Source organism: Stenotrophomonas sp. YJH_SMC_53, from assembly GCF_059369995.1.
This window is the reverse complement of the sequence record NZ_JCAFTF010000008.1, coordinates 59,363-85,157: the sequence shown is the minus strand read 5'-3', so window position 1 is coordinate 85,157 and position 25,795 is coordinate 59,363. Positions and strand designations below refer to the sequence as shown.

At 67.4% G+C, this 25,795-nt stretch carries 25 protein-coding genes; 10 read left to right on the top strand and 15 right to left on the bottom strand.

Annotation, left to right across the window (positions count from 1 at the left end; all coding sequences use genetic code 11):
• The first annotated feature begins 126 nt into the window (after positions 1 to 126).
• On the top strand, positions 127 to 1,872 hold the full coding sequence (cydD, locus tag AC5P7X_RS14185; protein WP_053501035.1) for a thiol reductant ABC exporter subunit CydD: 1,746 nt from the start codon (positions 127 to 129) through the stop codon (positions 1,870 to 1,872).
• Positions 1,869 to 3,542, top strand: a complete 1,674-nt coding sequence (gene cydC / locus AC5P7X_RS14180; protein WP_253135278.1) for a thiol reductant ABC exporter subunit CydC — start codon at positions 1,869 to 1,871, stop codon at positions 3,540 to 3,542. The genes cydD and cydC overlap by 4 nt, the downstream gene beginning before the upstream one ends.
• A 98-nt stretch (positions 3,543 to 3,640) precedes the next feature.
• On the opposite strand, the gene AC5P7X_RS14175 is transcribed toward cydC, so the two are convergent.
• From AC5P7X_RS14175 to ccmA, 11 genes are all read right to left on the bottom strand, one after another.
• Positions 3,641 to 3,985, bottom strand: coding sequence for a DUF1294 domain-containing protein (locus AC5P7X_RS14175; protein ID WP_053501039.1), 345 nt, complete (start codon positions 3,983 to 3,985; stop codon positions 3,641 to 3,643).
• Complete coding sequence (metX, locus tag AC5P7X_RS14170) at positions 3,986 to 5,098, bottom strand: homoserine O-acetyltransferase MetX (RefSeq protein WP_053501041.1); 1,113 nt, start codon at positions 5,096 to 5,098, stop codon at positions 3,986 to 3,988.
• Positions 5,099 to 5,259: 161 nt separating this feature from the next.
• Entirely contained in the window at positions 5,260 to 6,249 is a 990-nt protein-coding gene (locus AC5P7X_RS14165) for a tetratricopeptide repeat protein (RefSeq protein WP_053497874.1), read from the bottom strand.
• Positions 6,243 to 6,692: a cytochrome c-type biogenesis protein gene (locus AC5P7X_RS14160; RefSeq protein WP_495215045.1), complete on the bottom strand. Its 450-nt coding sequence runs from the start codon at positions 6,690 to 6,692 to the stop codon at positions 6,243 to 6,245. The genes AC5P7X_RS14165 and AC5P7X_RS14160 overlap by 7 nt, the downstream gene beginning before the upstream one ends.
• Before the next feature lie 4 nt (positions 6,693 to 6,696).
• Positions 6,697 to 7,314 (bottom strand): DsbE family thiol:disulfide interchange protein, encoded by a 618-nt coding sequence (locus AC5P7X_RS14155; protein ID WP_053497870.1) that lies wholly within the window; start codon positions 7,312 to 7,314, stop codon positions 6,697 to 6,699.
• Positions 7,315 to 7,322: 8 nt separating this feature from the next.
• Positions 7,323 to 9,242, bottom strand: a complete 1,920-nt coding sequence (locus AC5P7X_RS14150; RefSeq protein ID WP_495215044.1) for a heme lyase CcmF/NrfE family subunit — start codon at positions 9,240 to 9,242, stop codon at positions 7,323 to 7,325.
• Positions 9,243 to 9,704 carry a cytochrome c maturation protein CcmE gene (gene ccmE, locus AC5P7X_RS14145; RefSeq protein ID WP_005417653.1) on the bottom strand — a complete coding sequence of 154 codons (462 nt, stop codon included), beginning with the start codon at positions 9,702 to 9,704 and terminating at the stop codon, positions 9,243 to 9,245. It lies immediately after the preceding gene.
• Positions 9,701 to 9,889 (bottom strand): heme exporter protein CcmD, encoded by a 189-nt coding sequence (locus AC5P7X_RS14140; RefSeq protein ID WP_005417652.1) that lies wholly within the window; start codon positions 9,887 to 9,889, stop codon positions 9,701 to 9,703. Before AC5P7X_RS14140 ends, ccmE begins: the two co-directional genes overlap by 4 nt.
• Positions 9,886 to 10,656 (bottom strand): heme ABC transporter permease CcmC, encoded by a 771-nt coding sequence (ccmC, locus tag AC5P7X_RS14135; RefSeq protein ID WP_033832945.1) that lies wholly within the window; start codon positions 10,654 to 10,656, stop codon positions 9,886 to 9,888. Before ccmC ends, AC5P7X_RS14140 begins: the two co-directional genes overlap by 4 nt.
• A 43-nt stretch (positions 10,657 to 10,699) precedes the next feature.
• Positions 10,700 to 11,395: a heme exporter protein CcmB gene (ccmB, locus tag AC5P7X_RS14130; RefSeq protein WP_006456616.1), complete on the bottom strand. Its 696-nt coding sequence runs from the start codon at positions 11,393 to 11,395 to the stop codon at positions 10,700 to 10,702.
• Positions 11,392 to 12,114 (bottom strand): heme ABC exporter ATP-binding protein CcmA, encoded by a 723-nt coding sequence (ccmA, locus tag AC5P7X_RS14125; protein ID WP_423181106.1) that lies wholly within the window; start codon positions 12,112 to 12,114, stop codon positions 11,392 to 11,394. The genes ccmB and ccmA overlap by 4 nt, the downstream gene beginning before the upstream one ends.
• Positions 12,115 to 12,217: 103 nt before the next feature.
• Between ccmA and AC5P7X_RS14120 the strand changes: the two genes are divergently transcribed.
• The 3 genes from AC5P7X_RS14120 to AC5P7X_RS14110 all read left to right on the top strand — a co-directional run bounded on the left by AC5P7X_RS14120 (position 12,218) and on the right by AC5P7X_RS14110 (position 14,725).
• Positions 12,218 to 13,366: a pyridoxal phosphate-dependent aminotransferase gene (locus tag AC5P7X_RS14120; protein WP_065186054.1), complete on the top strand. Its 1,149-nt coding sequence runs from the start codon at positions 12,218 to 12,220 to the stop codon at positions 13,364 to 13,366.
• A gap of 14 nt (positions 13,367 to 13,380) precedes the next feature.
• The gene (locus AC5P7X_RS14115; protein WP_111176245.1) at positions 13,381 to 14,187 is read left to right on the top strand and encodes an amidohydrolase; all 807 of its coding nucleotides are present in this window, start codon (positions 13,381 to 13,383) and stop codon (positions 14,185 to 14,187) included.
• 103 nt (positions 14,188 to 14,290) lie between these two features.
• Positions 14,291 to 14,725 carry a hypothetical protein gene (locus tag AC5P7X_RS14110; protein ID WP_171957279.1) on the top strand — a complete coding sequence of 145 codons (435 nt, stop codon included), beginning with the start codon at positions 14,291 to 14,293 and terminating at the stop codon, positions 14,723 to 14,725.
• Between the two features lie 86 nt (positions 14,726 to 14,811).
• Here the strand turns inward: AC5P7X_RS14110 and AC5P7X_RS14105 are convergent, their stop codons facing one another.
• The 4 genes from AC5P7X_RS14105 to AC5P7X_RS14090 form a co-directional block, all read right to left on the bottom strand.
• Positions 14,812 to 15,054 (bottom strand): hypothetical protein, encoded by a 243-nt coding sequence (locus tag AC5P7X_RS14105; RefSeq protein ID WP_005417638.1) that lies wholly within the window; start codon positions 15,052 to 15,054, stop codon positions 14,812 to 14,814.
• 209 nt (positions 15,055 to 15,263) lie between these two features.
• Positions 15,264 to 16,886 carry a pseudouridine synthase gene (locus tag AC5P7X_RS14100; protein ID WP_005417637.1) on the bottom strand — a complete coding sequence of 541 codons (1,623 nt, stop codon included), beginning with the start codon at positions 16,884 to 16,886 and terminating at the stop codon, positions 15,264 to 15,266.
• The gene (scpB, locus tag AC5P7X_RS14095) at positions 16,879 to 17,754 is read right to left on the bottom strand and encodes an SMC-Scp complex subunit ScpB (protein ID WP_053497859.1); all 876 of its coding nucleotides are present in this window, start codon (positions 17,752 to 17,754) and stop codon (positions 16,879 to 16,881) included. Before scpB ends, AC5P7X_RS14100 begins: the two co-directional genes overlap by 8 nt.
• A 13-nt stretch (positions 17,755 to 17,767) precedes the next feature.
• The gene (locus AC5P7X_RS14090) at positions 17,768 to 18,673 is read right to left on the bottom strand and encodes a segregation and condensation protein A (protein WP_005417635.1); all 906 of its coding nucleotides are present in this window, start codon (positions 18,671 to 18,673) and stop codon (positions 17,768 to 17,770) included.
• Between the two features lie 374 nt (positions 18,674 to 19,047).
• Here AC5P7X_RS14090 and AC5P7X_RS14085 point away from each other — a divergent pair, with 374 nt between their 5' ends.
• The 5 genes from AC5P7X_RS14085 to AC5P7X_RS14065 all read left to right on the top strand — a co-directional run bounded on the left by AC5P7X_RS14085 (position 19,048) and on the right by AC5P7X_RS14065 (position 25,791).
• Positions 19,048 to 19,347, top strand: a complete 300-nt coding sequence (locus tag AC5P7X_RS14085) for a YciI family protein (protein WP_005417634.1) — start codon at positions 19,048 to 19,050, stop codon at positions 19,345 to 19,347.
• Positions 19,344 to 19,619 carry a BolA family protein gene (locus AC5P7X_RS14080; RefSeq protein WP_253135290.1) on the top strand — a complete coding sequence of 92 codons (276 nt, stop codon included), beginning with the start codon at positions 19,344 to 19,346 and terminating at the stop codon, positions 19,617 to 19,619. Before AC5P7X_RS14085 ends, AC5P7X_RS14080 begins: the two co-directional genes overlap by 4 nt.
• Before the next feature lie 148 nt (positions 19,620 to 19,767).
• Positions 19,768 to 20,805 carry a LacI family DNA-binding transcriptional regulator gene (locus AC5P7X_RS14075; RefSeq protein ID WP_005417630.1) on the top strand — a complete coding sequence of 346 codons (1,038 nt, stop codon included), beginning with the start codon at positions 19,768 to 19,770 and terminating at the stop codon, positions 20,803 to 20,805.
• Positions 20,806 to 20,881: 76 nt separating this feature from the next.
• Entirely contained in the window at positions 20,882 to 23,938 is a 3,057-nt protein-coding gene (locus AC5P7X_RS14070) for a TonB-dependent receptor (RefSeq protein ID WP_049414530.1), read from the top strand.
• Positions 23,939 to 24,186: 248 nt separating this feature from the next.
• Complete coding sequence (locus AC5P7X_RS14065; RefSeq protein ID WP_005417626.1) at positions 24,187 to 25,791, top strand: glucoamylase family protein; 1,605 nt, start codon at positions 24,187 to 24,189, stop codon at positions 25,789 to 25,791.
• Positions 25,792 to 25,795 lie beyond the last annotated feature (4 nt).

The window sequence follows — 25,795 nt, the reverse complement described above, 5'->3', positions numbered from 1 at the left end:
AATGTATGAACAGGTGCCCCGGTTGATCGTATGCCAACCTGATGAAGACTGCGACTGCTGGCCGCAGAGGCCGGCCATTGCCTGCGCCTACAATGCCGTGTCTCCCCCGTTGCCCGTGAAGACCCCTTGAGCGCTGCCGAAACCTCCTCCGTCGCCCTGTCCCAGGACGCCGAAACGACCCGCCAGCGGCGCGCCCGCAGCGCGTGGCTGGCCGATCTGGCGCGGCCTGCTCGAGGCCGCCAGCGGCTGGCGGCACTGTGCATCAGCCTGTCCGGTGCCCTGTTGATCGGCCAGGCGGCCGCCATCGCCTGGCTGGTGCAGCAGGTGCTGGTGGAGCGCGCGCCGCTGGCCTCGGGGTTGCCGGTGCTGGGCGGTCTGGCGGCGATCCTGGTGGCGCGCACGCTGCTGGGCAGCGCCACCCAGGCCGCCGCCGGTGATGTGGCCGATGCCGCGCGGTTGGCCCTGCGTGAACGCGTGTTCGGACGCCTGCTTGGCCATGGGCCGCTGTGGCTGCGCCAGCGCCGCACCGGCGAACTGGGCGAACTGATGCTGCATCACGCTGATGCGATCGAGAGCTATTACAGCGGTTTCCTGCCGGTACGCACCGAAGTGGTGGTGGTGCCGCTGCTGATCCTGGCCGCCGTAGCCTGGGTCGACTGGGTGGTGGCGCTGATCCTGCTGTTCACTGCACCGTTGGTACCGTTCTTCATGATGCTGGTGGGCTGGGGGGCCGAAGCGGCCGGCCGCGCGCAGCTGGGTGAGCTGGCGCGGATGAGCGGCCATTTCGCCGATCGCATCAAGGGCCTGGGCCTGCTGCGCCTGTATGGCCGCGGCGAGGCTGAGCTGGAGGGGATCGAGGCAGCTGCCGAAGGCGTGCGCGTGCGCACCCTGAAGGTTCTGCGCATCGCTTTCCTGTCGTCCACGGTGCTGGAGTTCTTCGCCTCGGTCAGCGTGGCGATGGTCGCCCTGTACCTCGGGCTGAGCTATCTGGGCATGATGTCGCTGCATGCAGCGGTACCGACGCTGGGGGCGGGCCTGTTCTGCCTGCTGCTGGCGCCGGAATTCTATGCGCCGCTGCGACGGCTGGCCGCGCACTACCACGACCGTGCCAATGCCCTGGCTGCCGCTGCCGAGGTGGAGCGCCTGCTGCAGTCGCTGCCCGATGAGCAGGGCCTGATCGAGAACGAAGCTGCGCCGCTGGCGGTGGAACCGGCCGAGGCCGCGCTGCCGCCGCTGCGGGCACAGGGGCTGGTGCTGCGTCCGCTGGGCGCGCCGCACGATGTGCTGCAGGATCTGGACGTGCTGCTGGAACCGGGCCAGCGCCTGGCCCTGGTCGGTCCCAGCGGTGCAGGCAAGAGTACGTTGCTGGAGGCTCTGGCCGGTTGGCTGCCACCGCGTGCCGGCAAGCTGCAGGTGCGTCCCGGCGTGCAGGTGGCCTATGCCAGCCAGCGTCCGTACCTGTTCCACGGCAGCATCGCCGACAACCTGCGCCTGGCCGATCCCGGCGCCAGCGATGCGCGCCTGCGCGCGGTGGCCGAGGCTTCGCAGGTATTGCAGTTTGCGCAGCGCCTGCCGCAGGGGCTGGATACGGTGATCGGCGAACGTGGCTTCGGCCTGTCCGGTGGTGAGGCGCGTCGCATCGGCCTGGCCCGTCTCCTGCTGCGTGATCCGCAGGTGCTGCTGCTGGACGAACCCACCGCGTTCCTGGATGCCGATACCGAAGCGGCATTGCTGCGCAGCCTGGCGGCATATGCACGTGGCCGCAGCGTGGTGGTCGCCACCCACAGCCCGGCGGTGATCGCCTGGGCCGATCGTTGCCTGCTGTTGCCGGAAGGCCGCCTGGTGGAACCGGCACAGGCGGTGCGCGCATGAGCCGTTCGCCCGATTCGCTGCGCGCGGTGTTCCTGCGCCATCGTCCGCGCCTGTTGCTGACGATCCTGTTGTTGTGGACCACGATGCTGGCCGGCACTGCATTGCTGGGCCTGTCCGGTGGTTTCCTCACCGCGGCCGCGCTGGCCGGTGCCGCAGGCCTGGGGCAGGGATTCAATTTCTTCTCGCCGTCTGCGGGTATCCGTGGCTTGACCCTGGCGCGCATCGTGTCGCGCTACTTCGAAAAGCTGGTGGGCCACGATGCCACCCTGCGCATCGCCCGCGATCTGCGCGTCTGGTTCTTCCGCCGCGCGCTGCCACTGGCGCCGGCACGGCTGGGGGCTACGCGCACCGGGGAGCTGCTGGCGCGCCTGCTGGGCGACATCGGCGAAGTGGATGGCCTGCTGGTACGGGCGATCGGGCCGCTGGTGGCGCTGGGTGCGCTGTCGGTGGTGGCGGTTGCATCGGCTGCGCTGATCCTGCCGTCGGCGTCAGTCCTGCTGGCGGTACTGGCGCTGCTGATCGCCTTGGGCGTGCCGTGGCTGGGCGTGCGGGGCCACGATGAGGAAGAAGCGGACCGCGCCGCGCATCGCGCCGCATTGCGCACCGCGGCCTTTGAAGGGTTGGAAGGGGCGGGAGATCTGGCCGCGCTGCATGCCGATGCCGCGTGGCAGCTGAAGGTGCGCGTGGCAGCCAAGCAGCTGGCCTCGCGCGACCGCCGCCGCCGTTGGCGCCTGATCGCGGCCTCGACCCTGCACGGCCTGGTGGCGGGGCTGGGCCTGGTGGCGATGCTGGCGCTGGCCCTGTCCGCCGCCGAACAGCAGCGCATTGCGCCGGAGATGGCGGCGGGCCTCGTGTTCCTGACCGTGGCGTTGATCGAACTGTGGGCCGGCATGGGCCTGGCCTGGCAGTCGCTGCAGTCCGGGCGCATTGCCGCCGATCGCCTGCAGGCGATCATCGAGCAACCGCCGACGGTGGACGATCCGCAGGTGCCACAGCCGGTGCCGCAAGCCGCGCGCGTGCATTGGGACAATGTGCATTTCCAGTGGCCGGGCGCGGCGCGGCCGGTGCTGACCGGCCTCCAGCTGACCCTGGCGCCAGGCGAACGCATTGCCATCCGCGGCGACAGCGGCAGTGGCAAGACCACGCTGTCCAGCCTGCTGCTGCGGCTGTGGGATCCGCAGCAGGGGCGAATCACCTATGGTGGCCGCGATCTGCGCGACGTCGCCCAGGCTGAGTGGCACCAGCAACTGGCGTGGCTGCCACAGAACGCACCGGTGTTTGCCGGCAGCGTGGCAGAAAACCTGCGGTTGGGCGATCCCGATGCCAGCGACGCCGCCTTGTGGGCGGTCCTCCGTCGCGTGCGCCTGGGCGACTGGGCCGAGCGCAACGGTGGCCTGCAGGCCTGGGTGGGCGAGAACGGCGCGACGATGTCGGCCGGCCAGGCGCGACGGCTGGCGCTGGCGCGGGCACTGCTGCGCAACGCGCCGATCCTGCTGCTGGACGAACCAACCGAAGGGTTGGACGTGGATACCGCACGTGCGCTGCTGCAGGATCTATCCGGGTTGCTGGACGGGCGCAGCCTGTTGATGATCACCCACGACGACCTGCCCGAAGGCGTGGTCGATGCGCAGTACCGGTTGCGTGATGGGGTGTTGGAGCGCGAAGCGTGAAAACACCCCGGTAGTGCCGGCCGCTGGCCGGCAACCACGCATCCGCGTCGAACATCATGACGTTGCCGGCCAGCGGCCGGCACTACCCATTCGAACGGTTACCGCGAGAACTCGCGCAGCAGTACCGCGATCGAGGCCACGTTGGCCAGCACGCACAGCCAGAACACCCATTGGAACGCGGCCTTGCGATGCTTGTGGCGGAACATCGCCTGGCCCAGCAGCGCGCCGGGCCAGCCGCCGGCGAACGCCAGCAGCTGCAGCGTGCGTTCGGGAATCCGCCACTGCTTTCGCTGCGCCGCGCGCTTGTCATGGCCATAGAGGCCGAACGACACCGCGCTGGCCAGCAGGCACCACCCACCCAGCCACAGCGGCAGCACGCCGCTGATCATCAATGCAGCCAACGCGCCGAAAGCAGCCAGCGCGAGATTACGCCGCCACGCCACTTACAGCGCGTCGAGGAAGCCGCGCACGGCCGGGCCGAAACGCTCGAAATCGACGAGGAAGGCGTCGTGGCCCTGCGGCGATTCCAGGCCGATGAAGTGCGCATCGGCACCGCCGGCGCGCAGGCCATCGGCAATCTGTTGCTGCTGCTGCACGGGGAACAGGATGTCGGTGTTGGCGCCGATCGCCAGCGCCTTCCCCACCCGGATCTTCGCGAGCCCGGCCAGCACGTCGCCGTCGGCATACTCGGCCAGGTCGAACCAGTCCATCGAGCGGCTCAGGTACAGGTAGCAGTTCGGATCGAAGAAACGCACGAAGCGCCGTGCGTGGCCTTCCAGATAGCTTTCCACCTGGAATTCCAGGCCGAACGGATCGTCGTCGGTCTGGTCCGAATCCAGCCGTACGCGGCCGAAGCGGCCATCCCACTCCAGTGCGGAGCGGTAGGTGATCACGCCCAGCTTGCGCGCCATGCGCATGCCGGACTCGGGGTACTCGGCATCGTCGTAGTGGCCGCCATTCCAGCGCGGGTCAAGGCGGATCGCCTCGCGCTGAAGCGAGCGGATGGCGATCGAGAACGGCAACGCCTGCGCGCTGCCGGAAATGTTGACGTGGCTGCGCGCGATGCCCGGATGCAGCATCAGGATGGCAAGGGCCGTCATGCCGCCCATCGAGTTGCCGACCACGCAGGCCAGTCGCTCGATGCCCAGTGCACGCACGACGTCGACGGCGGCGCGGGCGCCGTCTTCGACCGACAGCTCGGGGAAGCCCAGGCGATACGGTTCGCCCGTGGCCGGGTTGAGCGAAGCGGGGCCGGTCGAGCCCTTGCAGCTGCCCAGCGAATTCACGCACACCACGAACCAGCGGTTGGTATCGATCGGCTTGCCGGGGCCAACCATCGCTTCCCACCAGCCCGGTGCCGGGTTGGCCTCGTTGGCCGCCGCATGCGCATCCGGCGACAGGCCGGTCACGATCAGGATCGCATTGCTGGCATCGGCGGCCAGCGTTCCCCAGGTCTCGTAGGCCACCCGTGCGCCATGCAGGGCGCCACCGCGCTTGAACGGGAAGGGCGAGGGCAGAGCGTGGAAGCGGGTGCCGGGCGGGATGAATTCAGTCATGCGGGCATTCTAGCGGGGCCGCATGTGGAGCTGGCGACACGCTGGCTTCCATCGGTGCCCGTATCCACGCATGGCGTGGATCTACTGTAGAGCCGAGCCGATGTTCGGCTGGCGGGCGCCGGCAACCCAATCGCAGCCGAGCATGGGCTCGGCTCTACAGGTCAGGGAAACCGCAGTTCCACCACGCCTTCATGCGGCAGGCTTACCTTCACCGGAACGCTCTGCAGGTCATCCTCGCTGCGGTTGGCGCTGCCGCTGCGCGAGATGCGTGCCAGCACTTCCACTTCGCGATGGGCCGACAGCGGTGCGGTTGGCATCGGGCTGTCACCGTCGCCCAGCGCAATCGTGGCCGGGAAGCCGGCCAGCGGCAGCTTGCGAGCGGCCACCGGCATCGGCGGTCCATCCACGGCGCGCGCCAGTACGAACACCTGGGTGCTGGCGGGCCAGTCGGCGTTCTTCAGTGCCGGCAGCTGCACGCGCACCTGCAGCAGCGCCGCTGGCGCCGCAGCGCCAGCATCGGGCGCCTGGCCAGCGGCCTCGCGGGCAATCGCGATCTGCGCCTGCAGCGCACGCGCGGCACCCGGTTCCAGTCGCGGCAGCAGGCCGCTCCACACGTCCGCAGCCTCGGCGTTCTTTCCGCGCTGCCGCAGGGCAATGCCCAGCAGCCAGCTGGCGCGCTCGGCGTCGGGGGCCTGTGTACGTGCCTGCTGCAACCAGGCCATCGCGGTGTCGTCGAACTGCTTGCCGGCATCAGCCTGCGCGCGCGCCTGCGCGGCTTCCACCAGCACGCCCGGATCATCCGGTGCCAGTTCGGCGGCCTTCGCGAAGGCGTCTGCCGCAGCTGAGGCATTGCCCAGTTCGGCCTGCGAACGCCCGAGCAATGCCCAGCCATCGGCACGCTGAGGGTCGCGCTTCAGTGCATCCTGCAGGGCCTGCACGCCATCGCGCAGGGTGGCTATCGACGGCGTCGGCTGCACCTGTGCTGCACGCGGATCACCGACCAGCAGGTACAGGCAGGCACCGGCCACGCCCAGTGCGAACACGCCGACCACGAAACCGCGACGACCTTGGTGGCGCAACGGCCACAGCACCAGTGCTGCCATCAGCGCAGCAACCAGGCCGGCCAGCACCGGCAGCCAATGGTTCACCATTCGTCTCCTTCATCGGCCTTGCCGGCCGGTGCCGCGCCGACGGTGCGTCCACGTCGGCGGACGATGCCCAGCACCACCAGTGCACCGGCGCCGAGCATCAGCAGGGGACCGCCCCACAGCAGCCAGGTGCCCGGCTGCAACGGTGGTTGATAGAGCACGAACTCACCGTAGCGGGCGACCAGGAACTGCTTGATCTGTGCGTCGTCGTGGCCCTGCTGCATCAGCTGCAGCACCTCGCGGCGCAGGTCCTGCGCGATCTGCGCATTGGAATCGGCCAGCGACTGGTTCTGGCACTGCACGCAGCGCAGCTGCGCGGCCAGGTCATGGAAGCGGCGTTCCTCGGCATCATCGCGGAACTGCAGCGGCTGCGGATCGTGCAGCGGCTGCTGGGCCAGCGCGGACAGCGGCACCATCAGGAGCAGCAGCGCCAGCAGCCAGCGCATCGGCTCAGGGCGCCGTATGCAGGGTGTTGCCGGCACTGCCCTGGGCCTTCTCGATCTTCTGCAGTGCCGGGATCAGCTTCTCGTCGACCACGCGCTGGGTCATCGCGCCACTGTACTTCCAGCGCACGATGCCACTGCCATCGACCAGGAACGTCTCCGGTGCGGCGGTCACGCCCCAGTCGATCGCGGTGCGGCCCTCGACGTCACTGAGCACCACCATGAACGGGTTGCCCAGCTGTTCCAGCCAGTGCAGCGCGTCCTTCGGATCATCCTTCCAGTTGTAGCCGATCACGCGCACGCGCTTGCTCTCGGCAAAGCGGGTCAGCACCGGATGTTCTTCGCGGCAGGCCGCGCACCAGCTGCCCCAGACGTTCAGCAGATAGGGCGCACCGCGCAGGTCGTCGCTGTGTACGATCATTTCCGGGTCATGCAATACCGGCAGCGCGAAGGCCGGCGCCGGCTTGTCGATCAGTGCCGACGGCAGCACGTCGCGCTGCGGGTCGCCCGATTTCATCACCCCGTAGATCATCAGCCCGAGCAGGCCGAAGAAGAACAGCACGCCGATCACGATGGCTACCGGCGGCAGCGGGCGGGAGGGGCGCGGGGCGGGGGACTCGGACATGGGAACTCCTACGGACGACGGAAACGGCGGTCGGCGGCGGTGATGAATCCGCCCAGGGCCATCAGCAGCGCGCCCAGCCAGATCCAGCGCACGAACGGCTTGATGTGCACCCGTACCGCCCATGCATTGTTGCCCAGCGGCTCGCCCAATGCCACGTAGACATCGCCGTCGAAGCGTGCATCGATGCCGGCCTCGGTCATCACCTGGCCGCCGCTGGCGTACTGGCGCTTCTCCGGATGCAGCAGGGCCAGCTCGCGGCCGTCGAGGAACACGCGCAGGTGGCCGCGGTCGGCGATGAAGTTGGGGCCTTCGCGATGGTCCACGCCCTCGAAGCGCACTTCGTGGCGACCGATCACCAGCTGCTGGCCAGGCGCCAGCGCCACTTCGCGTTGCACGTTCAGCGCTTCCACCAGCAGCGCACCGGCCAGGAACACGGCGATGCCGGCGTGGGCGACGTTCATGCCGAGCATTTCGGCGGTGAAGCGGCCATTGCCACGTAGGCGCTGCCAGACGAAGCGCCCGGTGCCGAGTGCGACCCAGGCCGCAGCGGCGACGCCGATGCCGGCCTTCCAGCCATTCTGCGGTGCCTGCCACCAGGCCAGCGCGCCCAGCAGCAGCGACAGGCCCAGCCAGGGTGCCAGCAACGCGAAGGCGCGCGAGGGCTGGTCACGCTGCCATTTCACCAGCGGGCCGAACGGCAGCAACAGGATCATCGGCGCCATCAGCAGCAGGAACAGGCTGCCGAAGTAGGGCGGGCCGACCGAGATCTTGCCCAGCGACAGCGCATCGGCCAGCAGCGGGTACAGCGTGCCGAGCAGTACCATCGCGCAGGCGGTGGCCAGCAGCAGGTTGTTGGCCAGCAGCAGGGTCTCGCGCGAGGTGGCGGTGAAGCCACGGCGTGGATCATCGGCATCCACGCTCAGCTGGCTGGCGCGCAGCGCATACAGCAGCAGGCTGCCGCCGACCAGCACCGACAGGAACACCAGGATGAACAGGCCGCGCGAAGGATCGGCAGCGAACGAATGCACGCTGGTCAGCACGCCCGAGCGCACCAGGAAGGTGCCCAGCAGCGACAGCGCGAACGCGGCGATCGCCAGCAGCAGGGTCCAGCTGCCGAAGGTGCCGCGCTTTTCAGTGACGGCCTGCGAATGGATCAATGCCGCACCGACCAGCCACGGCATGAAGCTGGCATTTTCCACCGGGTCCCAGAACCACCAGCCGCCCCAACCCAGCTCGTAGTAGGCCCACCAGCTGCCCAGTGCGATGCCCAGGGTCAAAAAGCCCCAGGCGACGTTGGTCCACGGCCGCGTCCAGCGCAGCCAGCGCGCATCCACGCGACCTTCCAGCAGCGCGGCAACCGCGAAGGCGAAGGGCACCGCGAAGCCTACGTAGCCCAGGTACAGCATCGGCGGATGGATGATCAGCCCCGGGTCCTGCAGCAGCGGGTTGAGGTCGCGGCCTTCCAGCGGCGCCGGGTTCAGGCGCAGGAACGGATTGGAGGTGAAGATCAGGAAGGCGAGAAAGCCGGCGCTGACCACGCCCATCACTGCCAGCACGCGCGCCTGCACCGGTGCCGGCAGGTGCCGCGAGAACAGCGCCACCGCGCCGGTCCACAATGCCAGCACCAGCGCCCACATCAGCAGCGAGCCCTCATGCGCGCCCCACACCGCCGAATAGCGATAGATCAGCGGCAGCAGCGAATTGGAGTTCTCGGCCACGTAGCGCACCGAGAAATCCTGCTGCACGAACGCGGCGGTCAGCACCGCGAAGGCGCCGGCCAACAGCAGCAGCTGCGCGAAGGCGGCAGGCCGCGCCACTGCCATCCATGCCGCATTGTTGCGATGCGCACCGACCAGCGGCAGGCCGGCCTGCAGCAGCGAGGCCAGCAACGCACACAACAGCAGGATCTGACCCAGTTCGGGCAGCACTCAGCGCACCTCGGGGGCCGTCACCGGCACGTCGTGCTTGCGATGGGCATCGCCCATCTTGTCGGCCACTTCCTTCGGCACGTACTTCTCATCGTGCTTGGCCAGCACTTCGTCGGCGACGAAGACACCGTCCTGCAGGCGGCCACTGGCGACCACCGCGGTGCCTTCGGCGAACATGTCCGGCAGGATCCGCGAGGTGGTCACCGCCAGCTGTGCATCGCCGTCGGTCACCTCGAAGCGCGCCTCCAGCGAGCCCACCGGGCGGTTGAAGGAGCCCTTCACCACCATGCCGCCCAAGCGGAAACGCGACTGTGCATCGACATCGCCGCGCAGCACTTCCGAAGGGGTGTACAGGTAGGCGATGTTGCGCTCCAGCGCCATCGCCACCAGCGCGGTGGCCAGGCCGGAGGCGAGCAGGGCCAGCAGCACCCACACCAGGCGGCGACGCTGCACCGGGGTCATCGTTCCAGCTCCGTCGACAGCGTCGTCGCCGCGTCCTGCCTGCCAGCGCGGGTCTGCTGCCGCTGCTGGCGGGCCAGTGCCAGCCGGCGCGCCACGCGCAGGCGCAGCCACGAACCGAGGGCATCGGCGCTGAGTACCAGCACGAATACGGCGTAGGCGCCGATCACATAGGGCAGGTGGGTCATGGCTGGGCCTCCCGGGAGGCGCGCGCGGCATCGACACGGCCGCCGACCCAGGCCTTGCCGGCCTCGCGGTCGAGATTGTCGGCGCGGGCCTTGGCCAGCACCGAACCGGCGAACCAGAATTTGGTGCCGATCACCATCCACCACAGCGGCGCGATCATCGCGCTGCTGATCGCCGATTCACCGAACACGTTGATCGACTGGCGCTGGTGCAGGCCGCCCCACCAGTCCACCGAATAGCGGATCACCGGCAGCAGGCTGACACCTACAATGGCCAGCAGGCCAGCGGCGCGCGCGGCGCTGCGGCGGTCTTCGATGGCGTGGTACAGGCCGATCACGCCCAGGTACAGGAACAGCAGTACCAGTTCGCTGGTCATGCGCGGGTCCCAGTCCCACCAGGTGCCCCAGGTGCCCTTGCCCCAGATGCTGCCGGTCAGCAGGGTGATGAGGGTGAAGCCGGCGCCCATCGGCGCGCAGGCCATGGCCAGGATCTCGCAGACCTTGATCCGCCAGATCAGCGCGATCGCGGCATACAGCGCCATCAGCGCGAACACGAACAGGCTCATCCAGGCACTGGGGACGTGGATGTAGAGGATGCGGAAGCTGTCCAGCTGCTTGGCTTCCGGCGGCACCACCAGCAGCGCCTGCCACATGCCGACCAGCAGCACCGGCACTGCGGCGAGGTAGAACACCCGCGACCAGCGGGCAGCGAAACGGTCGAACGTGGGAGGCGAACCGAGTTGGTGGAACCAGCGGACAATCGGATTCATGCGTGGCGGCTATCCAGCAGGGGTGGATTGGCTCTCAGCTCGGTCAACTCAGAGAAATACGTATTGCAGCGGCGGTGGCCAGCGGCGCCAGCACCAGCGCGACCAGCAGGCCGGCGCCCAGCATCAGCAGCGCACCGACCGGATCCTGCCCGCGCCCGGCTGCCGCCAGGCTGCCTGCGCCGAACACCAGCACCGGCACGTACAGCGGCAACGACAGCAACGCCACGAGAATACCAGAGCGCCGGATGCCAACGGTCAGTGCAGCGACCACGCCACCGATCAGGCTCAGCAACGGCGTTCCCAGCAGCAACGATGCCAGCAACATCGGCAGCTGGTCATGCGGCAGATGCAGCATTTCGGCCAGCAGCGGGCTGACCACGATCAGCGGCAGTGCCGTGGTGGCCCAGTGCAGCAGCACGCGCACCAGTACCAGCCAGGCCAGCGGCACCGGCGCCAGCAGCCACTGTTCCAGCGAGCCATCTTCGGCGTCGGAACGGAACAGCGAATCCAGCGACAGCTGTCCCGCCAGCAGCACGGCCAGCCACAGCACCGCGCCGGCGGTGGCGGCCAGCAGTTGTGGCTCACGACCCTGGGCCAGCGCGAACAGCACCACCACCAGCACCGCGAACAGCAGCGGCTGCAATGCGTCGCCGCGGCGGCGCCAGAGCAGGCGCAGGTCGCGCTTGAGCAGGGCGCCTGCGGTCTGCCACAGGCCTGGTTCGGTACCCGGCGCGATCATGCGGCACCGCCGAGGTCGAGCTGGCGGGTGCGCACCGGCGGTGCGGCATAGGCGCCATGGGTGGTGACCAGCGCAGCGCCCCCGGCGCGCAGGTGCGCCGAAATCATCCGGTTGACCAGGGTGATGCCCTCCAGGTCGAGGTTGGCATAGGGTTCGTCGAGCAGCCACAGCGGCGCCGGCGACAGCCAGATGCGCGCCAGTGCCAGCCGCCGCTTCTGTCCGGCCGACAGGTGGCGTACCAGAGTGTCCTCGTAACCGGCCAGGCCGACGATGGCCAGCGCGTTGCCGGGCATCTGCCGCGCACGGCGGCCGTGCAGGCCACACAGGAAGTGCAGGTTTTCCAGCGTGCCGAGGTCCGGCTTCAGCGCCGGCAGATGGCTGAGATAGGCGACATAGCGCGCACGCTCTGCGTTGCTGGCCGGCTTGCCGTCGATCCGCACCTGGCCGGCGCCGGGCCGGGCCAGGCCGGCCAGAACGCGCAGCAGGGTGGTCTTGCCGGCGCCGTTGCCACCCTGCACCAGCAGGGCTTCACCCGCGTCCACATGGAAGTCCAGCGGGCCGAACACCGGCTCGTCATTGCGGGAGAAGCTCAGGCCGCTGGCGGCCAGCAATGCAGGGGTGTTCAAGGGGCAGGGGTCTTCATGCCGGAGTGCGGTCGCAATTGTAGCGGTGAATGCTGTCCCGGTAGCGCCGGGCCATGCCCGGCGGCCGCAAGGCATATGCAAAGAGCCGCCGGGCATGACCCGGCGCTACCGGCTGAACCCACAGTCGCAGCGTGGATTTCGTACACTTCTGGGCCTCGTTCCCCCAGACTCCAGGCCGATGCAACCCACCACCAAGCTGCCCAAGGTCGGTACCACGATCTTCACCGTGATGTCCCAGCTCGCCGCCGAACACGGCGCGGTCAACCTGGGCCAGGGTTTCCCGGACTTTTCCGCGCCGCAGCGCCTGATCGATGAGACTGCCAAGGCGATGGCCGCCGGGCTGAACCAGTACCCGCCGATGACCGGCGTGGCCCCGCTGCGCCAGGCCATCGCCCAGAAGGCGCTGGACTGCTACGGCGCGCAGGTGGATGCGGACAGCGAGATCACCGTCACCAGCGGCGGCACCGAGGCCATCTTCAACGCCATCCACGCCGTGGTGCGTGCGGGCGAGGAAGTGATCGTGCTCGACCCGGCCTACGACTGCTACGAGCCGGCGATCGACCTGGCCGGCGCCAAGGCGGTGCATGTGTCGCTCGATCCGCAGACCTTCGCCGTCGATTGGGATCGCGTGCGTGCAGCGATCTCCCCGCGCACCCGCATGTTGATCGTCAACACCCCGCACAATCCGTCCGGCGCGATGCTGTCGGCGCAGGACATGCAGGCGCTGGCCGAACTGCTGCGCGGCACGCAGATCTACCTGATTTCCGATGAAGTGTATGAGCACATCATCTACGACGGCCGTCGCCATGAGTCGGCGCTGCGCTACCCGGAGCTGCGCGAGCGCGCATTCGTGATCTCCAGCTTCGGCAAGACCTACCACTGCACCGGCTGGAAGATCGGCTATGCGATCGCGCCGCCGGCGCTGACCGCCGAGTTCCGCAAGGTGCACCAGTACAACACCTTCACCAGCTTCGGCCCGGCGCAGTACGGTTTCGCCGCGATGATCCGCGATGAGCCGGAACACCACCTGGAACTGGGCGCGTTCTACCAGGCCAAGCGCGACCGCTTCCGCGAGCAGCTGGCCAGCACCCGCCTGAAGGCGCTGCCGGTACCGGGTGGCTACTTCCAGCTGGTCGACTACTCGGCCATCAGCGACCTGCCGGACCATGAGTTCGTGAAGTGGCTGACCATCGAGAAGGGCGTGACCGCCATCCCGCTGTCGCCGTTCTACGAGACTCCTCCGGCCGGCCAGCGCCTGGTGCGCCTGTGCTTCGCCAAGAACGAAGCGACCATGGACGCGGCGATCGAACGCCTGCGCCTGCTGTGAGCGGAGCCGTAGACATGCAGGACCTGCGCATTTCCCTCGTCCAGGGCGACACCCGCTGGCACGACCCGGCCGGCAACCGTGCCTACTATGGCGCGCTGCTGGCGCCGCTGGCCGGCAGCACCGACCTGGTGATCCTGCCGGAGACCTTCACCAGTGGTTTCTCCAACGAGGCCATTGCCCAGGCCGAAGGCATGGACGGCCCGACCGTGGCCTGGGTACGCGAGCAGGCCAAGGCCTTGAATGCCGCGGTGATCGGCAGCGTGCAGCTGCGCGACGGCGAGGGCGTCTACAACCGCCTGCTGTTCGCCACGCCCGATGGTGACCTGCAGTACTACGACAAGCGCCACCTGTTCCGCTACGGCGGCGAGCACGAGCGTTATGCCGCCGGCCGTGAGCGCCTGAGCGTGGAATGGAAGGGCTGGCGGATCAATCCGCAGGTCTGCTACGACCTGCGCTTCCCGGTGTTCTGCCGCAACCGCTACAACGTCGAGCGTCCGCAGCAGCTGGACTTCGATCTGCAGATCTTCGTGGCCAACTGGCCGTCGGCGCGCGCCTATGCATGGAAGACCTTGCTGCGCGCGCGCGCGATCGAGAACCTGTGCTTCGTGGCGGCGGTAAACCGCGTCGGCGTGGACGGCAACCAGCTGCACTACGCCGGCGACAGCGCGGTGATCGACTTCCTCGGCCAGCCGCAGGTGGAGATCCGCGAACGCGAGCAGGTGGTGACCACCACCATCTCGGCCGATGCCTTGGCCGCGCATCGCGCGCGTTTCCCGGCGATGCTCGATGCCGATGCCTTCCACCTGGACGAACAGGCCTGAGCCGCGGCCTGAACACCGCCGCACCAGCGCGCGCGCCTGCATCCAACGTGCACGCGCGCGCTGCTAGATTCGCCGGCAGTCCGACCGAACTGGAAGTCCTGCCATGAACAAGCCCTTCGCCCTGCTGTTGGCCCTGTCCGCCGCAGCGTTGGCCCCGGCCGCGCACGCCGCCGGCAACCTTGATTGCCAGCTGCGCTACAACCTGTCCGGCTGGTCACTGATCTACAAGACCGCCTCCGGCAATGGCACCGTGAGCTGCAGCAACGGCTCCAGCCTGCCGGTGCGCATCGAAGTGAAGGGCGGCGGCCTCACTGTGGGCAAGTCGAAGATCACCAATGGCCGTGGCAGCTTCACTGGCGCCGTCAGCGTCAACGAGCTGTTGGGCACCTACGCCTCGGTCGGCGCGCATGCGGGTGCCGTGAAGTCCAGCAACGCGCAGGTGATGACCAAGGGCGACATCTCGCTGGCCCTGTCCGGTACCGGCAAGGGCTGGGACCTGGGCGTGGACGGCGCCGCCTTCACCATCAGCCGGCGCTGATTCCCCAAAAAGGGGACGGAGGGGATTAAGTCGCTTTCGCCCCTTTGAGGCAAAAACGACTTAATCCCCTCCGTCCCCTTTTTGTATCAGATGCCGTCGGTGTTGGTGCGCACGATCAGCTTCCAGCGGATGTCGCCCTCGTGGGGCGCGTGCTGGTGATGGGATTGGGGCGGGAATGGATCGTTCTTGTTGCACGTCACTTCACGCTTGCAGCCCTTGCACCGATAGATGCCTGACGCCTGGACCTTCTCGGCCGGGCCATGCGTGTCAGTCCATACCTGTGTGACCTTCTCTGCCTGCAGGTGCGCTGCTTCGGTGTACCACGCCATCGTCAATGCCTCATGTTGCGGGTGAGGGTTCACGATAGGCGTTCATCGCGTTGCTCGCGTCGACCTATGGCACTAATTGCACGTTTTCAAAGAATTCCTAGCTCACGCTTTTCATCCGCGCATGGCGTGGATCTGCCAACGGATCGACCCACCAGACAAAGAAAAACCCCGGCCTGCGCCGGGGATTTTCTTTTCAGCGTGGCCTGTGATCAGCCGCCGCGTGGGCCGCTACGGCGCGGGCCGCCGGGACCGCGATTGCCACCGGGGCCACGGTTGCCCCCCGGACCGCCGGGACCACGGTTACCGCCCGGGCCACGGTTGCCACCACCACCCGGACCACGACCGCCCGGACGGGCGCCCTGTGCCGGCTTTGGGCTGCCATACGGGTTGAAACCCGGGGTTGCATGGTCGGACGGGAAGCTCGGGGCGTTGCCCGGATGACCGTACGGGTGCTTGTTGCCCTGGCCCTGCGAGCGGTTGCCGGCACCGGCCGGACGACCCTGACCGCCTGCGCCGCCACGGCCTTCACCACCGAAACCGCCACGGCCCTGGCCGCCACCGGCGCCCGGGCCCTTCGGCTTGCCGTACGGACGGCCTTGGCCGCCTGCGCCCGGACCTCGGGCACCCGGGCCACGTGCGCCCGGGCCGGCATTGCGATGGCCGCTCGGGCCGGTGCTCACGCCATCGGGCACGTACCAGGTGCGGAACGCGGCCGGATTGCCTTCCGGCAGCGAACGGTCATTCTTTGGCGCGCGCTGCTTGAACGGCTTCTGCGACTGCTTGGCCGCTGCTTCACCGCTGACCGTCAGGCCGCCCTTGAAGCCGCCACCCTTGCCGCCGCGACCACGGCCGCGGTCTTCGCGGACGTTGTCGAAACGGCGCAGCTCGCGACCTTCGTCAGCGGTGTTGTGGCCATTGACGTAGGCATTGCCGCGGCCACCTTCGCGCACGCGCACGGTGGTCTTTGCGGCGCGGCGCTGGCCGATCACCGGCTGCAGCGTCAATGCCGACGGAGCGCCTTCTTCCAGCTTCAGCTGCGCACGCAGCGCTTCCACCTGAGCGGTGCCCAGTTCCACCGAATGGCCACGGGCCAGTTCGCGCGGCAGGCTCACCTTGCCATAGCGGGTGCGCTTCAGGCGGCTGACTTGGCAGCCCTGCGATTCCCACAGGCGGCGCACTTCGCGGTTGCGGCCTTCCTTCACCACGACGCGGAACCAGTCGTGAGAATCGGTGCCGCCGATGCGCTCGATCTCATCGAACTTGGCCGGACCGTCTTCCAGTGCGACGCCACGGCTGAGGCGGTCGACGATGGCGTCGGAGACCTTTTCCTCGCCTTCCGGTGCACGCACGCGCACCACATACTCGCGCTCGACCTCGAACGACGGGTGCATCATGGCGTTGGCCAGCTCACCGTCGGTGGTGGCCAGCAGCAGGCCGGTGGTGTTGATGTCCAGGCGGCCGATGGCGATCCAGCGCGCGCCCTTCAGTGGCGGCAGCGACTCGAACACGGTCGGGCGGCCTTCGGGATCTTCGCGGGTGGTCACCTGGCCTTCCGGCTTGTTGTAGACCAGCACGCGCGACGGCTCGGCCAGGGCAGTGGCGACGAAGCCGCGGCCATCCAGTTCGATCCTGTCGCCGCTCTTGACCGACATGCCGGTCTGCGCGACTTCACCGTTGACCTTGACCAGGCCTTCGGCGATGCGCTGTTCCAGCGCGCGGCGCGAGCCGAGGCCGGCCTGGGCCAGCACCTTGTGCAGGCGCTCTTCCAGCTTGAACTGTTCGGAGGTGGCTTCGCGCTTCAGCGAGAGCTTGTTACGGGGGGTGTCACTCATCAGTTTTGCTCCGGCCGACGGTTTCGAGGTCGGCCTCTGGTTCGGAATCGGCTTGGTCAACAGCCACGGTCGTCATCGCGACGGCGTTGTCTTCGCGTTCGTTCACTGGCACCGCGCGCTCGCCCGGCGCGGAATCGGGGTGCCCATCATCGAGGGGCGAAGGTGCTTGCTCATCGGAGGCCGATGCAGGGGCTGCATTGGCGGAATCGGGGGTGTCACTGCCGGCCAGGCCGGCGTCATCGTTCGCGGCAACGCCATCGGCGCTGGCCGAGATGTCCGGACCCTCGGCACCGGCCACGGCCGGTGCATCACGGTCCAGGGCCAGCTGCGGTTCCAGCTCGCCCAGGTCCTTCAGTTCCGACAGCGGCGGCAGTTCGTCCAGTCGCTTCAGCCCGAAGTAGTCCAGGAAGCCCTTGGTGGTGCCGAACAGCGCCGGCTTGCCGGGCACGTCGCGGTGGCCGACCACGCGGATCCATTCGCGTTCTTCCAGCGCCTGGATGATGTTGCTGCTGACCGCCACGCCGCGCACCTGCTCGATCTCACCGCGGGTGATCGGCTGCCGGTAGGCGATCAGCGCCAGGGTTTCCAGGGTGGCGCGGGTGTAGCGGGTCTTGCGTTCGGTCCACAGCCGGCTGATCCAGCCATGTACTTCGCTGGTGACCTGGTAGCGGAAGCCGGAGGCGACCTCGACCAGTTCCACGCCACGACCTTCGCAGGCCTCGCGCAGGCGCTCCAGCGCACGTTCGATGCTGCCCGGCGGTGCCGGTTCCTCTTCCGGAAACAGGTCCTTCAGCTGGGCCAGGGTGAGTGGCTGGCTGGAGGCCAGCAGGGCACCCTCGACAATGCGGTCGATCAGCGATTGATCCATCGGCAGTCAGCGCTCACTCGTTGGCATTGGCGGCGTCGTTGTCGTCAAACTCGCTGCTGAACTGCAGCGGCGCGTTGGTGTTGCCAGCAGCCAGCGACTTCACGTAGATCGGCGCCAGCGGTTCTTCCTGGACGATGTCCAGCAACTGTTCCTTGGCCAGTTCCAGCACTGCCAGGAACGTAACAAGCACGCCCAGCTTGCCTTCTTCGGCGGTGAACAGCCCTTCAAAACGATAGAACTTGCCGTCTTCCAGGCGTCCCAGTACTTCGCCCATGCGTTGCCGCACACTCAGTGCTTCGCGCTTGATGGCGTGGCCGCTGAACAGCTCGGCGCGCTTGAGCACGTCGTGCAGGGCCAGCAGCATTTCCTTCAGGTCCACCGGCGGCGGCAGCTTCACCGTGGCGCGCTCGGGCATGAAGGCATGCGCCACCGTCGTGTCGCGGTCCTGGCGGGGCAGGGCGTCGATGTCCTCGGCGGCCTGCTTGAAACGTTCGTACTCCTGCAGCCGGCGCACCAGCTCGGCGCGCGGGTCGGCCTCATCGCCTTCCTCGCTGACCGGGCGCGGCAGCAGCATCCGCGACTTCACCTCGGCCAGGATCGCGGCCATCACCAGGTACTCGGCCGCCAGCTCGAAGCGCAGCTCGCGCATCACGGTGATGTATTCCACGTACTGCCGGGTGATTTCGGCCACGGGAATGTCCAGCACATCCAGGTTCTGGCGGCGGATCAGGTACAGCAGCAGGTCCAGCGGGCCTTCGAAGGCGTCCAGGATGACTTCCAGCGCGTCCGGCGGGATGTACAGGTCCTGCGGGATCTGCAGGACCGGTTGCCCATGCACCACGGCCAGCGGCATTTCCTGCTGCTGGGGGGCGGGCGGCCGGGTTGGCGGGTTCGCGTCGAGCGCGAGTTCGGAAGTCATCTAATGGACATCAGGATTGCAACGGACCAGTCGCGGCACCGGGTTCGCCGGGCCAACGCCACGGAGCCCCAGGGCACCAGACGCGCCGGGATCGGCGCGATTCCACACATATCAAACAGCAGGACGCGCCGCAGTAAACGGCAGCGACAGAACTACGGGGAGGTCGTCTACGTGGCCCGGCCAGGTGGTCCGGTTTGAAGCAGCGGATCTGTCGTCGGGGGCTGCGTGGCCGCAGAAACCAACGGGCTGCTGCATCCAGCCACGTGCAATGGAGTCTAGGGTAAGCCTTTGCTGCGCCAGTGTCCAGCCGGACCGGGGCAGGGGCTGCATTGGCTAGAATCGGCGGACCCGACAATGCAAGCGAGGAAATGCCGGTGTGGTATGTGATCGAAGGGTATGACGGCCAGGATGTGCTGGCGCAGCGGCTGCAGGCGCGGCCGGAGCATCTGGCGCGGCTGCATGCGCTGCGCGACGCGGGACGCCTGCTGCTGGCCGGGCCGTGCCCGGCGGTGGACAGTGAAGACCCGGGCCCGGCCGGTTTCAGCGGTTCGGTGGTGATCGCGCAGTTCGAGTCGCTGCCGCAGGCCCAGGCCTGGGCCGATGCCGACCCGTACGTGGCTGCAGGCGTCTACACCCGCGTTCAGGTCCGCCCGTTCCGCAAGGTGCTGCCGTGAACGCGGAACGGATCGAGCGGATCCGTGATGCGCTGCAGCAGGCGTTGGCGCCGAGCGTGCTGGAGATCGAGGACGACAGTCATCGTCACGCCGGCCATGCCGGTGCGCGCGACGGGCGCGGCCATTTCAACGTGCATGTGGTCAGTGAGCGCTTCGCAGGACTGGCTCCCTTGGCCCGGCATCGCGCGGTCTATGCCGCGCTGGGATCGATGATGGAAACCGATATCCACGCGCTGTCCATCCGCGCACATACCCCGTCAGAACAGGGCTGAGTCCTTGTCCCGCACTGTCCTGGCCGGTCCCTGCAGGCCTCGCCACGGACAGATTTTCATGTCCATTTCGGGACATTCGCCTAACGGACTGTTTACAAGCCTGGATGGAAACGCTTACATTCCGCGCCAATGCTGGTAGGTCCAAGCCGTGGAGGGCGGCTTCGTGAACAAGGCAGCTATCACAATCAAAGACGTCGCACGCGAAGCCCGGGTCTCCGTGGCCACGGTTTCCCGCGCGCTCAACGGACATGAAAATGTCGCCGAACCGGTCCGCCAGCTTGTGCTGGAGGTGGCCGCACGGCTGCGTTACACCCCGCACGCCGCCGCCCGCAGCCTGAGCAGCCGCCGCACCAATACGGTGGGCGTGGTGCTGCCTGACCTGTACGGCGAGTTCTTCTCCGAGCTGATGCGCGGCATTGACGGGGTGGCCCGCAACCGCCGCCAGCACCTGCTGGTGTCCAGCTACCACGGTGACCAGGAACAGCAGGGCGCCGCCCTGCGTGCCATGCGCGGCCGCGTCGACGGCCTGCTGGTGCTTTCGCCCTATGCCGAGAGCCCGGGCTTCCTGACCGACAACCTGCCGCAGTCGTTGCCGACGGTGTTGATCAACACCTACCTGCCCGGGCAGGACCACCCGGTGCTGAGCATCGACGACCACGCCGGCGCAATGGCGATGACCCGCCACCTGCTCGACGCTGGTCACCGGCGCATTGCATTCATTTCTGGCCCGGACCTCAACTTCGACGCGCGCGAGCGCCTGCGCGGCTTCCGTGACGCGCTGGCGGCTTCTGGCGGTGGCGCCGAAGGCATCGAGTTGCCCGGTGATTTCGACGAAGCTTCCGGCCATCGTGCCGGTCAGGAGTTGCTGGCAGCCGGAGCGCTGCCCGATGCCGTATTCGCCGCCAACGACATGATGGCCCTGGGCTGCCTGTATGCGTTCACGCAGGCAGGGGTCCGCGTCCCGGCCGATGTGGCCTTGGCGGGTTTCGATGACATTCCACTGGCGCGTTTCGTCCACCCGTCGCTGACCACCATGCAGGTCAGCATCGCCGAGCTCGGCGACCGGGCCATGACGCGTCTGATGCAGTTGATGGACGGCACCTCCACGGATGGGGCAGGGGACAAGCAGACCCTGGTTCCCCGCTTGATTGTTCGCGATTCCACCACTCCGCCATCCGGCCGTTGAAGCCAGAGGCGTTCCTTCTTTTTTGATTGATCGCAGGGACCGCGCAAGCGGTTACCGCCACCCGGAGATTGAGTTGATGATGCATACCACCTTCCGCATGCCGGCGCGCCGGCTGCTGAGCACCGCCCTGGTCAGCTGCCTGATGCTGGCTGCCGCCCCCAACGTCATGGCGCAGTCGGCCAACGCCAGCCTGCGCGGCCAGGTTGCCGGTGCCCAGGCCGGCACCGAAGTGACCGCCACCAACGTCGCCACCGGTACCGTCCGCCGTGGCACCATCCGCGCCGACGGCAGCTACTCGCTGATGGGCCTGGATCCGGGCACGTACAACGTGGTCGCCAACGGCCAGACCCAGAAGGTCACCGTCACCGTAGCCTCGACCGCGACGCTGAACTTCGCCGGCGCGGCCAGCAGCACCCCGGGTTCGACCGCGGCCACCAACCTGGACACCGTCAACGTTGTCGCGCCGACCCTGCTGCAGGAAGTGCGTACCTCCGAAGTCGGCAAGACCGTCAGCCTGCAGCAGATCCAGACCACCCCGCAGGTGTCGCGCAACTTCCTGGAGTTCGCTGACGCGGTGCCGGGCCTGATCTTCACCCGCGACGCCAAGGGCAACACCTCGCTGCGCGGCGGCGCCACCAATGCCGACGGCACCAACGTCTACATCGACGGCGTGGGCCAGAAGAGCTACGTCAAGGGCGGCGGCGTGGCCGGCCAGTCCGGCAGCGCCGGTAACCCGTTCCCGCAGCTGGCCATCGGCGAATACAAGGTCATCAGCGGCAACTACAAGGCCGAGTATGGCCAGGTGTCGAGCGCCGCCGTGACGGCTGCAACCAAGTCCGGCACCAATGAGTTCAAGGGTGAGGCGTTCTACCGCTACACCGATGAAGACATGCGTGCCAAGACCCCGGCCGAGCGCCAGGGTGGCAAGGAGAAGATGGTCTCGGCCGAGAAGGAATACGGCTTCGCCCTGGGCGGCCCGATCATCCAGGACAAGGCGCACTTCTTCGTGACCTACGAAGCCAAGCGCTTCGACCTGCCGGTCACCATCGCGCCGGATGGCGCGGTCACCGGCGCTGCCGGCCTGCTGCCGCCGGCCGGCGCCGCCGGCCTTGGCCCGGCCAGCCAGCCGTTCCAGCAGGACCTGATCTTCGGCAAGATCGACTTCGAGCCGACCGACAACGATCGCATCGAGCTGACCTTCCAGGACCGCGACGAAACCCAGTCGCAGTTCAGTGGCCAGACCTCGCCGGAAGCCGGCCGTGAAGTGGTCAACACCGACCGTCGTTACGCCCTGCGCTGGAACCACAGCGGTGAGCGCTACTACAACGAGTTGATGGTCACCCACGAAGACTCGTTCAACAACCCGACCCCACTGACGCTGGCCAACGGCATCACCTACACCGCACCGGACGGCCCCGAAGACCGCACCATCGTGAAGATCGGTGGCGCCTCGGCACTGGATTCGCAGGTGAAGGGCCAGAAGGGCTGGTCGATCGAAGACAACCTGACCCTGGATGGCATCCAGTGGGCGGGCGATCACACCATCAAGATGGGCGTGAAGTACAAGCAGATCGACCTGTACGCTTCCGATGCGGCGCAGATCAACCCGACCTTCACCTACTCGCTGGGTGATCCGGACTTCCCCGATTCCATTCCGTACAAGGCGCAGTTCGTCAAGCCGGTGACCGGCGTGACCGGCGTGTCCGGCGAAGTGCGTTCGAAGTCCAAGCAGTACGGCGTGTTCATCCAGGACGACTGGCAGGTCAACGACCACCTGCAGCTGAACATCGGCCTGCGCTGGGACTACGAAAAGACCCCGTCCTACCTGGACTTCGTGACCCCGCAGCAGGTGGTCGACGCCATCTATTCGCAGGATCCGCGCGCTCCCGCCGGCCAGACCTATGCCGATTCGCTGGCACTGGGCGGCCTGGACATCAGCGACTACATCAGCAACGGTCACAACCGCAAGGCATTCAAGGATGCCTGGCAGCCGCGCCTGGGCTTCTCGTATGACATCAATGCCGACGAGCAGCACGTGATCCACGGTGGTGCCGGCCGTTCCTACGACCGCGACCTGTTCGACAACCTGCAGCTGGAAACCACCAAGCTGGCCCTGCCGCAGCCGACCATCTACTTCCGCAACCCGGCCACCGGCGCCTGCATCAACGGCCAGGCTGCCTGCTATGACTGGAACCCGAACCTGCTCAACGGCATCGGCAACCTGCAGGCACTGGTCGGCGCGACCAGCAATGCCGGCCTGGAAGTGGACCTGCTGAACAACAAGCTGAAGGCGCCGTACTCGGACCAGTTCAGCCTGGGCATGAGCAACCAGATCGGCGACTGGCTGACCGACGCCACCATCGCTCGTACCTTGAGCTACGACGGCTTCGCCTTCACCTTGGGCAACCGCTATCCGACCGGCCAGTTCTTCGATGATCCGCGCCTGTGCGGTGGCACCTCCCCGGGCCTGAGCCAGGCCTGGAGCTGCAACGTACCGGGCTTCGGCAGCCTGATCATCGGCCAGCAGGGCATCAAGACCCGTGCCACCCAGGTCCTGCTGTCGGCGCAGAAGCCGTTCACCAAGGAAAGCGGCTGGGGCACCTCGATCGCCTATACCTGGACCACCGCGCGCCACAACCGCGACATCAACGAGAAGTACGCCTTTGATCGCGGTCTGATCGGTGATTACCCGACCATCCGCTCCAACGGCGCACCGCGCCACCGCCTGGTGGTGACCGGTTCGTACGCGGGCTTCTGGGGCATCACCTTCGGCGGCAAGATCACCTTGGCCACCCCGACCGCCGTCAACGACTGGTACCCGGTGATGCAGGCCAGCGGCTACACCCTGCCGACTCCGCAGGCGGCCGTGCCCAACGCCACCGGCAAGTTCCTGGTGGGTGGCAAGATCTTCGGCTACCGTTCGGTCGACCTGCAGGCGACGAAGACGTTCAAGCTGGCGGGCAACACCGAGCTGTACGCCCGCTTGGACATCATCAACGTGTTCAACTTCGACAACTTCTCCACCTACAACTACGTCAAGACCAACGGCAAGCTGCAGGCCAGCTACAACGAGACCGGCGACATCATCGGTACGCCACGCCAGGTCAAGGCCGAAGTGGGCTTCCGCTTCTAAGCCTGGGCGGTGATGCATGACCCGATGCCGCCGGCTCGCCGGCGGCATCGATCGTGTGAAAACGGCAATGGCCGGCCCCGTGCCGGTCCATTGCCCACGCCGCTGCCGGGCAGGGGGCAGCGGCGTGGGCAATGATCGCGGTGTCAAACCACGTTTTTCGTGGTTTTTTAAGAGCGCATCTTGTAAACGATTTCAGATCATTGGACGGTATGCTTTCCCATCGATCAGACCACCGGAGGAACCGCGCCATGCAGGCACGCCATCTGTTGTCCGCGGCAGCGTTGAGCCTGGCCGTCGCCGCCTGCCAGCCGGCCCAGCAGGAGCCTGCCAAGCCGCGTCCGCCGGTGATCCTGATCGAGGCCGATGCACCGCCGCGGCCGATGAAGCCGGAGCTGCCGCCGCTGTTCGATGACATCGAGCGCCGCACCTTCCAGTTCTTCTGGGACACCACCAACGAGATCAATGGCCTGACCCCGGACCGCTATCCGTCGCGGCCGTTCGCCAGCATCGCGTCGGTGGGTTTCGCGCTGACCGCCTATCCCATCGGTATCGAGAACGGCTGGGTCAGCCGCAACCAGGCGATCGACCGGACCCTGACCACCCTGAAATTCTTCCGCGACGTGCCGATGGGCCCGCAGCGCACCGGCAAGGCGGGCTACAAGGGTTTCTACTATCACTTCCTGGACATGCAGGAAGGCCGTCGCTACGACAGCTGGGTCGAACTGTCCTCGGTGGATACCGCACTGCTGATGATGGGCGTGCTGTTCGCACAGTCTTACTACGACGGTGACGATCCGCGCGAGAAGGAAATCCGCCAGATTGCCGATACCTTGTACAAGAAGGTCGACTGGCCGTGGCTGCAGCAGCGTGCACCGCTGATCTCGATGGGCTGGTTCCCCGAGAGCGGCTTCATCGACCACGACTGGATGGGCTACAACGAGGCGATGATGGTCTACATCCTCGCCCTGGGCTCGCCCACGCACCCGGTCAGCCCGGACGCGTGGACGGTGTGGACGCGCACCTATGACAACGACTGGGGTGTCTACCAGGGGCAGGAATACCTGTCCTTCGGCCCGCTGTTCGGCCACCAGTACAGCCACGTCTGGATCGATTTCCGCGATATCCAGGACGCGTACATGCGCGAGCGCGGCAGCACCTATTTCCTCAACAGCCGCTCGGCCGCGCTGGCCCAGCGCGAATACGCCATCGCCAACCCGATGCAGTGGAAGGACTATGGCGAGAACGTCTGGGGCCTGACCGCCAGTGATGGCCCGCAGAACACCACGCAGGAGTACCGCGGCGAACAGCGCCAGTTCCGCCATTACTCCTCGCGCGGCGCCGGCCTGCGCGAGAACTTCGATGACGGCACCATTGCCCCGACTGCGGCGATCGCCTCGGTGGTGTTCGCGCCCGAGCAGGTGATCCCGGCCACGCTGGAAATGCACAAGCGTTACGGGGACTACATCTATTCCAGCTACGGCTTCCTGGATTCGTTCAATCCCAGCTTCAACTATGACATCCCGATCAAGACCGGTCGCCTGGTGCCGGATCGCGGCTGGGTCGCCAGCGACTACATCGCCATCGACCAGGGGCCGATCCTGACCATGATCGCCAACTACCGCAACGACTTCGTCTGGGAAGTGATGAAGAAGAATCCGTACATCCGCAAGGGCCTGGAGCGGGCCGGATTCAGCGGCGGCTGGCTGGCGCCGGAAGGGTCGTTCCAGCCGCTGGAACTGCAGAAGGACGAAAAGGCCGCGGCAGCACGCGCGGTGGGTATCGCCGAATCACGCGCGGCTGCCGCGCAGGAACAGAAGAACAATGCCAACCGCACCACAGGCCAGGGCAAGTAACCTG